We start from the raw sequence: 10,304 nt of genomic DNA, 5'->3' as shown, positions 1-10,304 counted from the left end.
TTGGAATTGGCGAAGCAGGTCGGGGCCCGCGACGCGCAAGCCTTGGCCAATGGCCTGGCTTTGCTGATTGAAGGCGCTTACGCCGCCAGTCAGACCTATGAGCCCGGACATCCCCTGCTGGCTGCGCTGCCTCAGGTAGCCGAGGTGATGCTTGCCGCGGCCAGCGTCCCTAGCGCGTGATGTAGGTCTGAAGGCCCTGCCAAGCCACAAGTTTGTCCGTCAATGCCAGAGTATCGGCTGGGCTGGTGGTGAGCATGGCATAGGTCCTGATCCTGCGGGAATCAGCTTATGACCCCAGCTTGCACGCGGTCTGGCCGATGAAGGCCACCGCCTCCAGCCTGGGCAGTTTTGCCAGCTGGTCGACCCGCGGGTTGGCCTCAGCTTCGAGCATCATGTGGCCGACATGCAGATGTACGAGGCAGGAAGAACAGTATTCAGGTCGGTTATTACTGGCGAGCTAGACACTGCCTCTGCTATCCCAGGCCCAATTCGCTCGGTCCGCTTTCGACCCAGGCTGTGTGGAAACGCGATCGCTGGCTACACTGATGCCATCAGGGTAAGCAGGGCCACGGCATGAAACGCTTTATCAAAGGCGAAGATCGAACGCAGATCACCTTGCTACCCAAGTGCTTGGATGACTACGTTGCCGACGATAATCCGGTTCGTGTCGTCGAGGTCTTCGTCGAAGGGCTCGAGCTGGGCCCCCTTGGCTTCGACGGCGTTGTGCCTGCGGCGACGGGGCGACCGTCGTATCACCCGTCGGTGCTGCTGAAGATCTACCTCTATGGCTACCTCAACCGCCTCCAGTCCAGCCGACGTCTGGAACGCGAGAGCCAGCGCAACGTCGAGCTCATGTGGCTCACCGGCCACCTGACGCCGGATTTCAAGACCATTGCGGACTTCCGCCGCGACAATGGCCCGGCAATCCGCAACGTGTGTCGTCAGTTCGTGGCCCTGTGTCGCAAGCTCGATCTGTTCTCGCAGGCCATCGTGGCCATCGACGGCAGCAAGTTCAAGGTCAAGGCGGTGAACAACCGCGACCGCAACTTCACCAGCGGCAAGCTCCGGGCGCGCATGGCGCAGATCGAGCAAAGCATCGACCGCTACCTGGCGGCGATGGACACCGCCGATCGCACCCAGCCCGAGGGCGCTGAAGCCAAGACGGCCCGGCTCAAGGACAAGATCGTGATCCTGAAGCAGCAGATGCAGGCGCTCAAGGAGATGGAGATCCGGCTGCACGACGCGCCGGATGGCCAAGTCTCCCTGACCGACCCGGATGCGCGCTCCATGGCCACCAGTGGCCGTGGCACCGGCATCGTTGGCTACAACGTGCAAACGGCGGTGGACAGCAAACACCATCTGATCGTCGCGCACGAGGTGACCAATGTCGGCAATGATCGCGGCCAGCTGTCCACGATGGCGCAGCAAGCGCGTAACGCCATGGGAATTGAAAAGCTTACCGTCGTGGCGGACCGCGGCTACTTCAAGGGCGAAGAGATTCTGGCCTGTGAGCAGACCGGCATTACCGCCTACGTGCCCAAGCCGCTGACCTCGGGCAGCAAGGCGGAAGGTCGCTTCGGCAAGCAGGACTTCATCTACCTGGCCGATGTCGATGAATTCCGCTGCCCGGCGGGGCAGCGGCTGATCAAGCACTATTCCACCATCGAGCACGGCATGCTGCTGCACGGTTACTGGTGTTCGGTATGTCAGGCTTGCCCGATGAAGCCTCACTGCACCACCGGCACCGAACGGCGCGTCAAGCGCTGGGAGCACGAGGCCGTGCTCGATGCGATGCAGCAGCGACTGGATCGCGAACCCGAGAAAATGCGCCTACGACGGCAAACCGTCGAGCACCCGTTCGGCACGATCAAGTCCTGGATGGGGTCGACGCATTTCCTGACGAAGACACTCGCGCGCGTGAGCACGGAGATGAGCCTTCACGTACTGGCCTACAACTTCAAGCGCTTGATCGCGCTGCTCGGCGTGGGGGGCGCGATGGCAGCGATAAGGGGTTGAGGGGCGCCAGTCCTTGTTCGCGTCACGACCGCCTAAGTCACGTACCCACCCGCCTCAGGACCCATCACCGACCACTGAACACTTGCTGGATCGAGTCCGGCGCTTCGACAGCGATGTTGCTTATATCGTCCCTACGCGGATCGCGATCCACAGCACGCGAGCGGTTTGCACACAGCCTGGACCCGAAGCAGCCGACCAGCTAGTCACTGCTGACCGGCGGCTCCTCGGCCAAACCAGGCGTTCACCTGGAGTTGATCTCTGATTACCTATGCCTGCTAATCTGACAGATCACTCGAACAAACGATTATCTTGCCTGACATGCCGCTTCGTCAGCGACTAGGCAGCTGCGGCTTTATTCATCATTTCGCAGACAGCAAGCATTGACCAAGAGCGCATGAGGAACTTAGTTCCTCAGCATGAATGACAAGCTAGGCCAGCGGACGTTTTCAGCGCGCATTCCGCCAACATCCTGAGGTCTTGCAATACACCGCGCACATAAGTGATCTGGTTGATCGCCCAGCACTCTTCTTCAGCCATCATCTGCTCAACGGTATAGCCCGGAGGCAACGGGGTTTCGCTCATCGCGCGATAGGGAATATACGGGTCGCTCTCCTCATCGGTCATTCGAAATGCGGGGGCGACGTAGTGGTTTTCCTGCTCCAGGATAAAAGCGATAACTTGTGGGGCCAGCTCGCCCAGCATCAGCAGTTCGTACAGCATGCGGGCACTGGGCAGGTCGTCGTCCGCACTCCCCTGCAGTACACCGTAATGGCCAAAACCATGTTCTTCACGAATGACCCGCACACCCTTCATGTGCGCCTGCCGAATATGGGGCGCCAGATTCTGTAACGCCTGCAACGGCTGCTCGCAGGCATTGATCATGTTGCCGAAGTCGAACAAGGCGTGAAGGCGTGGGTGATTGAGGCGCAGGAGCAACTCGGCAATTTCCCCGCTTTTGAGCTCCTCATGTTGCTCGAAATCGAAATAGAGGCCGTGGCGGTCCGCCAGTTGCGCCAGGTAGTGTAGGTCGGTCTCGATCAGCCCCATCACTTGGGAAAGCCGCCCCTCGTAGCGAGAGTAGACGCGTATATTCTGTACCCCCATAACCCGCGCGATCTCCACCGCACGATCCACGTCTGCCTTTTGGGTGCTGCTGATCTCCAGATGGATCGTCAGCCCCAACTCATCGGCCCGACGGGCGACCGTACGCAGTTCATCGTCACTCATCCGGCTGAGGCTGCGTTCTTCCCCATCCAATAAATGAATACAAACGCCGTCCAGTCCATGGCGCCAAGCGAAATCGAGCAGTTCGATCGGCCGGTACTGACCGTAGGTCAGATTGATCAGAAAGGGATAGGCGTGGCCGAACAGGCGTAGGCTGTCGAGCCGTTCCAACAGCTTTGCGGCGATGGCAGGCGTGAGTTCGGGAACCGGCCATTGTTCCTGGCCGCCTACGTTGTGGCTCAACAGAGAGTTGAATCGATCCTGGATGTCTTGCATGAGCAGCATACTTTCAAGTTAGGGCAGTGACCGGGCACTAGCCGAATTTCAACCCAAGACCGCAGACGACGAGGCCAAGTACACAGGTGGCTTGCAGCAGGCTCATGGGTTGCTGACCCGACAGGGCGCCAAACACGAACACCAGTAGAGTGCCGATGGCAGTCCAAACGGCATAGGCTACCCCAATCGGGATTTCACGCATTGCCACCCCCAGCAGCCAGATACTCATCCCCATCGCGCCAATGGTGCAAAGTGATGGAATGAGTACGCTAAAGCCGTTACTGCGCTTGAGGCCGATAGCCCACACTGCCTCAAAGACCCCTGCGATCAGCAGGCTAATCCAGGCCATGTCGTTTCCCCGGCTTATCCACTTTGGCGTTCATGCTTCGCCTTCCTCACCCCAGGGTTGTTCCATCTGGCTATCCACCGAGATGCGCACCGCATCGTGGCGCCAGTATTCATGGTCGCAGTCGATCAGTGCGCCATGCTGGTCATAGTTCACTCGGGTAATTACTAAGATCGGGCTGCCCGCGGTCACGCTCAGGCGCTGGGCGACCTCGCCGCGAGCTGCCGAAGGGTAGATGTCGAAACGCGAACGGGAAAAGTGGATGTCGTAGTGTTTCTCGTACATCAGGGTGAGTGACTGCGACAGGTCCCGTTCCAGGATGTTGGGGAAGCGCTCCGGCTTGAGGAAATGCTCAACATACGAAACGGCACGGCCATCCAAGTAACGCAACCGGCAGATCTGGTATAGCCGGCTTAAGGCGGAAAGCTCCATTTCCTTGCACAGCGCCGGGCTGGCCATGATTTGGCTGGTCGCCACCACCTTGGTTTCTACCTGACGCCTTTGTCGCGTCACCATCTTTTGGAAATACGTTCGATAGAGCGGGTTGTAGACAAGGCGCGGATAGGCCACAAACCAGCCGCGGCGTTCTTCACGGTAGATGCGCCCCTCGGCTTCCAGCGCCAGCAATGCATCCTTGAGGGTGATGCGGGTGGTGGAAAAAAGCTCGCTCAGCTCGCGTTCGGAGGGCAGTTTCATTCCGGGGGAGAGCAAACCGCTTTCTATCTGGCTTTCCAGCGATTGGCGGATATGGGTGATCTGAGTGGGAGAGCGGTCGTTCATTGTTCCAGGACTAGTCCAGCTTTGTTTTTGTATGACTGGCTTTTTAACAAATGCGGATTACAGCCGTATGAACCTGCTCAAACCGAGTGTTGGGGACCTTTATTGGCAAGAAAAACCACGTGCCAATCAGAAATACACGTGAATGCAACATAACTGCCACGATATTGCCACAAACCATCCCTATGATCGGCCCTGCTTTTTTTGACTAGTCCAGATGGTGGGAAGCATGAACAAATTGATGGCTGGCATCGTTGCCGGAACCCTGAGCTTTACCGTCACCCAGGTCGTAGCCCAAGACCTGAACAGCTTGATCAGCGCAGCCAAGAAAGAAGGCGCCGTTAACAGCCTGGGCATGCCCGACGACTGGGCCAACTGGAAAGACACTTGGAGCCAGCTGACGCAGAAGTATGGTTTGAAGCACCTGGATACCGACCTGAGCTCGGCCGAGGAAATCGCCAAGTTCGACGCCGAGAAGAATAACGCCACCGGCGATATCGGTGACGTAGGCTACGCGTTTGCCCCGGTGGCAGTGCAAAAGGGGGTAACCCAACCATACAAGCCGTCGACTTGGAACCAGATTCCGGCCTGGGCCAAAGACAAGGATGGGCATTGGGCGGTGGCATATACCGGCACCATCGCCTTCATCGTCAACAACAAGCTGGTGAAGGATACGCCCAAGACCTGGAGCGACTTGCTCAAGGGCAAGTACAAGGTGGCGCTGGGTGACGTAGGCACGTCGGCACGCGCCAACAGCGCCGTGCTGGCGGCGGCTCTGGCTATGGGGGGAAACGAAAAGAACCTGAAGCCGGGCCTGGAATTCTTTGGCAAGCTCGCCAAGCAAGGCCGCCTATCGCTGAACGAACCCAGCATCGCCAACCTGGAAAAAGGCGAAGTGGAAGTAGGTATTCAGTGGGACTTTAATGCCCTTGCTTATCGCGACAAGATCGACCGCACCCGCTTCAGCGTAGTGATCCCGCAGGATGGTTCGGTGATCGCCGGTTACTCCACCGTTATCAATAAGTACGCCAAGCATCCGAACGCGGCCAAGCTGGCGCGCGAGTACATCTTCAGCGATGAAGGCCAGGTCAACCTGGCGCGTGGTTATGCCCGCCCGATTCGCACTTCGGTAAAACTCCCGAACGACGTAGCGGCTAAGTTGCTACCGGCAGCGCAGTACCGTGCCGCCAAGCCGATCCAAGATTTTGCCGCATGGGAAGCGTCCACCAAGCAATTGCCGCGTCAGTGGCAAGAGCAAGTTATGGTCAACATGCAGTGAGGTTGAAATGCACAGCAAGGTCATTTTGGTAGTGATCGATGGCCTGGCGTGGCAGGTGGCCCATGATGGCATGGGCTACCTGCAAGGGTTGCGTGAAGCTGGCTTGGCCAGCCTCTACCGCCTGGAGTGCGCCCTGCCTTCGCTGTCACGCCCACTTTATGAATGCATCCTGACCGGCGTTCCGCCCGTGGAAAGCGGCATCGTGCACAACGACGTGGTTCGCTTGACCAGCCAGGAGAGTATTTTCAGTCTGGCGCGCACTGGCGGCCGCAAGACCGCCGCCGCGGCTTACCACTGGGTCAGCGAACTTTATAACCGCGCCCCGTATGACGCGGTGCGTGACCGCTTTACCGACGATGCCACGTTGCCGATCCAGCACGGCGTGTTCTATCACTGCGACGATTACCCGGACGATCACCTGCTGGTAGACGCCGAATCGCTGCGCCGCCGGCACGACCCGGACTTCCTGTTGATCCACCCGATGAACGTGGATGATGCCGGCCACCGCTACGGCCTGGATAGCTCGCAGTACCGCAATGCCGGGCGCCGCTTCGACAAGTTGTTGTCCGCCTATCTGCCGCATTGGCTGGCCGAAGGCTATCAGGTGCTAGTGACCAGCGATCATGGCATGAACAATGATCGCACCCACGGCGGGCTGTTGCCCGAAGAACGCCAGGTGCCGCTATTTCTGCTGGGCAACCGTTTCAGCCATTGCCACGAGGCGCCGGTGCGGCAAACCGAACTATGCGGCATCGTGGCCGACCTGCTTGGGCTGTCTCACAACAAGCAGCGCAATTCGGAGTTGCTTGCTTAATGAAAACCACTCTTTCTTCGTCACTGCCCGTGCCGGCAGGGGCAGTGACGGCTCGTCCGTCACGCCTGCGGCACTGGCGAGCGGCACTGCTGCTGGCGCCTTTGTTTGTGATGCTACTGTTGTTTTGCCTCGTCCCAATGGGCTGGGTGGTGGCGCACAGCATCCAGGGCGATGAGGGCCTGACTCTGGAGCACTTCAAGGAAGTCCTAGGGTCGCCGTTTTATCTGCAGGCGTTCGACAACAGCCTGCGCATCTCGCTCTACTCCAGCGTGGTCGGGTTACTGATTACCCTTGCCGGCGCCGCCTCGCTGCGCCGGGTGGAAAGCCGTCTGAAGAACCTGGTGGTCGCGTTCATCAACATGACCAGCAATCTGTCCGGGGTGCCGCTGGCCTTTGCCTTCATCATCATCGTCGGCACCAACGGCGCGCTCACCCTGCTGTTCCGGCAATGGGGCTGGCTGGATGACTTCCACCTGTATTCACGTAGCGGACTGATCCTGCTCTACACCTACTTTCAACTACCGCTCGGGCTGTTGCTGCTGTATCCGGCGCTCGATGCGCTAGACGACCACTGGCAAGAGGCCGCCGCACTGCTGGGAGCGAACCACTGGGCTTACTGGCGACACGTGGGTCTGCCTGTGCTGGCGCCGGCCCTGCTGGGTACGTTCATTCTGCTGTTGGCCAATGCGATGGGCGCCTACGCCACGGCCTTTGCCTTGACCTCCGGCAATTTCAACTTAGTCACTGTGCGCATCGCCAGCCTGGTGTCCGGCAACGTCTACCTGGAACCTGACTTGGCCGCGGCGTTATCGGTATTGCTGGTGGCGTTGCTCGCGCTCGTTGCCGCGGTGAACCAGTGGCTGCTCAAGAGGAGCTACCATGCGCGCTGACCGCTACCACCATTTGGTGGTCACCCTGTTGATCCTGCTGCTGGCGCTGCCGATAGTGGCCACGCTGCTCTATTCACTGACTCAGCGCTGGGAGGCCTCCATCTTGCCCGACGGCTTCACTCTGGCGTGGTATTGGCAACTGTGGCAGGACGCAAGATTTTTGACCGCGTTTGCGCATTCCTTGCTGGTATGTGTAGGTACGCTACTGTTGAGTACCGTCATCATCATCCCGGCTGCGTTCGTAGTGTTTTATCGCTTCCCATGGCTGGACCGCTGGATGAACATCATCATCCTGCTGCCATTCGCCATGCCGCCAGTAGTGGCGTCAGTAGGGCTGCTGCAAGTGTTCGCCGGCGGACCGCTGCCGCTGGTGGGCACGCCATGGATTCTGGTCGGCTGTTACTTCACCATCGCTTTGCCCTTTATGTACCGCGCGCTGGCCAACAGCCTGCTCGCGCTCAACGTGCGTGATCTGATGGATGCCGCCTATCTGCTGGGCGCTAGTACGCCGCGTGCTTTCCTGAGCGTGATTCTGCCGAATTTGCGCAAGGGCTTGATGGCGTCGCTGTTTCTGTCGTTTTCCTTTTTGTTGGGTGAGTTCGTATTCGCCAACCTCTTGGTGGGCTCGCGCTACGAAACCCTGCAGGTGTATCTCTACAACATGCATAACGCCAGTGGCCATTTCACCAGTGCCGTGGTCATGAGCTATTTCCTGTTTACCCTCGTACTGACCTGGTTTGCCACCCGGCTTGGCCGGCAGGACTAATTAGGATGCCATATGTATTACGTTGAAATTTCCGGCCTTAGCAAACGATACGGCACCACGACCGTCTTTGAAGACATCCAGCTCGGCCTCAAGAAGGGCGAGTTCGTGACCCTGCTCGGCCCAAGCGGCTGCGGCAAATCTACCCTGCTGCGCTGTCTGGCCGGCTTGACCGAGGCGGACCAAGGCCAGATTCGGGTCGATGGCCAAGACATCACCCATCTTGCCCCGCAAAAGCGCGGTATCGGCATGGTGTTCCAGCACTACGCACTGTTCCCCAACATGACCGTGGCCGAGAACATTGCCTTCGGCTTGAAGATGCTGAAGTGCCCGGCTGAGGAAATGGCCCGGCGCCTGGCGGAGGTGATCCGGCAGGTCGAGCTATCCAACAAGGAACACCATTATCCGCATGAGCTGTCGGGCGGCCAGCGCCAACGCGTGGCTCTCGCTCGGGCGCTGGTGGTGGAGCCGCGGATTCTACTGCTGGATGAGCCGCTGTCGGCGCTCGATGCTCGCATCCGCCGCAGCCTGCGCGAGGAGATCCGCGATATCCAGAGCCGGCTTGGCCTGACCACGGTGTTTGTCACCCACGACCAGGAAGAGGCGCTCACGCTGTCGGACCGTATCTTTGTGATGAACCAGGGCCGCATCGTGCAAGAAGGCTCTGCCGAGACCGTCTATACCCAACCGGCCACCGAGTTTGTGGCGCGCTTCATGGGCAGTTACAACCTGCTGGCTCCGACCGAGGCCAAGCAGCTATTGGGTCTTGATTTGAAGGGGCACTTGGCGATTCGTCCGGAATCCATCCAGCTGAGCGAACCCGGCCGTAGCTACCCAGCCCATTTCGCGCCAGTGGCCGCGACCATCCGCCAGCACCAATTGCTCGGCAACATCATTCGCTATCACGTAGAAGCCCAGGGGACCACCTTGCTGATCGACCATCTCAATCGCAGCGCCGATGATCTGCTGCCTACCGGCGCCCAAATAGCGGTGTTGATCGACCGCCAGCAAATGCGCGAGGTGCACTAAATGGCCCTGGCGATTTTTGACATGGACGACACGCTGGTCGACGGCGACAGCTCCAGCCTATGGTTGAACTACCAAGTAGCGCATGGGCTGGCTCCGGCCGCTATGCTGCCTCGTGAGGCCGAAATGTTGCGCGCTTACTACGCCGGGCAGCTGGCCATGGAGGACTACATGGCCTACACCCTCACGCCCTTGTTCGGTCTGACGCACGCCGAGGTGGAACACTGGGTTAACCAGTTTATCGAGGAGGTGATCCTGCCTCGCATCTTCCCGCAGGCTCTGCGCCAGATTGAACTGCATCGTCAGCGGGAGGACCGCCTGCTGATCATCTCGGCCACCGGTGAGCATCTAGTCAGGCCGATTGCTCAGCGGCTAGGAGTGAGAGACTCCATCGGAATTCTGCTGGAAATGGAGGAAGGCGCCTACACCGGTAAAACCCATGGCGTACTGAGTTATCGAGAAGGCAAGATCACCCGATTGCAAGCATGGCTGGAGCAACAGGGAGAGACGTTAGCTGGCAGTCATGGCTACAGCGACTCTCTCAACGACATCCCGCTGCTGGAGGCAGTAGAGCACCCACACGCGGTTAACCCGGATGCTACCCTACGCGCTGAAACCCACCGCCGAGGATGGACCGAACTCGCTTGGCGGCGTGAACCGTTATTGGCTTAAGGCGAAACGCATCAAAAATTGCTCAGCCCGCATTCCAGAGGGTTTGAGCTTTATGGAATGCGTGGCTTGACTTCGGGATCTCGTCAGGCCTTCAAATCGGCCAGGAGGAGACATTTGCGATATCGCTACCGATGACCGCTTCTAGCCCAGGCTGTGTAAAAACGAAGCCCGACCCGGTTGGCACGGACCGTTGCAGGGTGCCGATCTTGAGGGCAACGAAG

General features: G+C 59.2%; 10 protein-coding genes and 1 pseudogene. 8 read left to right on the top strand and 3 right to left on the bottom strand.

The features are described 5' to 3' along the window. Positions 1–180 (top strand): annotated as a pseudogene (locus tag ACZ2IA_RS22385) (TetR/AcrR family transcriptional regulator); the annotation flags it as partial. Positions 181–573: 393 nt separating this feature from the next. Next, a complete protein-coding gene (locus ACZ2IA_RS22380; protein ID WP_470294801.1) occupies positions 574–2,016 on the top strand; it encodes an IS1182 family transposase in 1,443 nt (480 codons plus the stop codon). Between the two features lie 411 nt (positions 2,017–2,427). On the opposite strand, the gene ACZ2IA_RS22375 is transcribed toward ACZ2IA_RS22380, so the two are convergent. From ACZ2IA_RS22375 to ACZ2IA_RS22365, 3 genes are read right to left on the bottom strand one after another with little or no spacing between them, the layout of a single operon-like run. Further along, positions 2,428–3,516: a sugar phosphate isomerase/epimerase family protein gene (locus ACZ2IA_RS22375; protein WP_470294800.1), complete on the bottom strand. Its 1,089-nt coding sequence runs from the start codon at positions 3,514–3,516 to the stop codon at positions 2,428–2,430. A 37-nt stretch (positions 3,517–3,553) separates the two neighbouring features. Continuing rightward, on the bottom strand, positions 3,554–3,865 hold the full coding sequence (locus ACZ2IA_RS22370; protein WP_470294799.1) for a DMT family transporter: 312 nt from the start codon (positions 3,863–3,865) through the stop codon (positions 3,554–3,556). Positions 3,866–3,895: 30 nt separating this feature from the next. Beyond that, complete coding sequence (locus tag ACZ2IA_RS22365; protein WP_470294798.1) at positions 3,896–4,642, bottom strand: UTRA domain-containing protein; 747 nt, start codon at positions 4,640–4,642, stop codon at positions 3,896–3,898. Between the two features lie 226 nt (positions 4,643–4,868). On the opposite strand from ACZ2IA_RS22365, the gene ACZ2IA_RS22360 reads away from it, so the two are divergent. The 6 genes from ACZ2IA_RS22360 to ACZ2IA_RS22335 are packed head-to-tail and all read left to right on the top strand — an operon-like array spanning position 4,869 to position 10,083. After that, positions 4,869–5,918 carry an ABC transporter substrate-binding protein gene (locus ACZ2IA_RS22360; RefSeq protein WP_470294797.1) on the top strand — a complete coding sequence of 350 codons (1,050 nt, stop codon included), beginning with the start codon at positions 4,869–4,871 and terminating at the stop codon, positions 5,916–5,918. Positions 5,919–5,925: 7 nt separating this feature from the next. Continuing rightward, positions 5,926–6,732, top strand: coding sequence for an alkaline phosphatase family protein (locus ACZ2IA_RS22355; RefSeq protein ID WP_470294796.1), 807 nt, complete (start codon positions 5,926–5,928; stop codon positions 6,730–6,732). After that, positions 6,732–7,622, top strand: a complete 891-nt coding sequence (locus tag ACZ2IA_RS22350; RefSeq protein WP_470294795.1) for an ABC transporter permease — start codon at positions 6,732–6,734, stop codon at positions 7,620–7,622. Before ACZ2IA_RS22355 ends, ACZ2IA_RS22350 begins: the two co-directional genes overlap by 1 nt. Then, positions 7,612–8,388, top strand: coding sequence for an ABC transporter permease (locus tag ACZ2IA_RS22345; RefSeq protein ID WP_470294794.1), 777 nt, complete (start codon positions 7,612–7,614; stop codon positions 8,386–8,388). The genes ACZ2IA_RS22350 and ACZ2IA_RS22345 overlap by 11 nt, the downstream gene beginning before the upstream one ends. 12 nt (positions 8,389–8,400) lie before the next feature. Then, positions 8,401–9,414: an ABC transporter ATP-binding protein gene (locus ACZ2IA_RS22340; RefSeq protein ID WP_470294793.1), complete on the top strand. Its 1,014-nt coding sequence runs from the start codon at positions 8,401–8,403 to the stop codon at positions 9,412–9,414. After that, on the top strand, positions 9,415–10,083 hold the full coding sequence (locus tag ACZ2IA_RS22335; protein ID WP_470294792.1) for an HAD family hydrolase: 669 nt from the start codon (positions 9,415–9,417) through the stop codon (positions 10,081–10,083). Positions 10,084–10,304: the final 221 nt, after the last annotated feature.

It is taken from the genome of Crenobacter sp. CS_VA4 (assembly GCF_055597485.1).
Note: the sequence above shows the minus strand (reverse complement) of the source record. Positions and strands in the feature narration are given on the sequence as shown.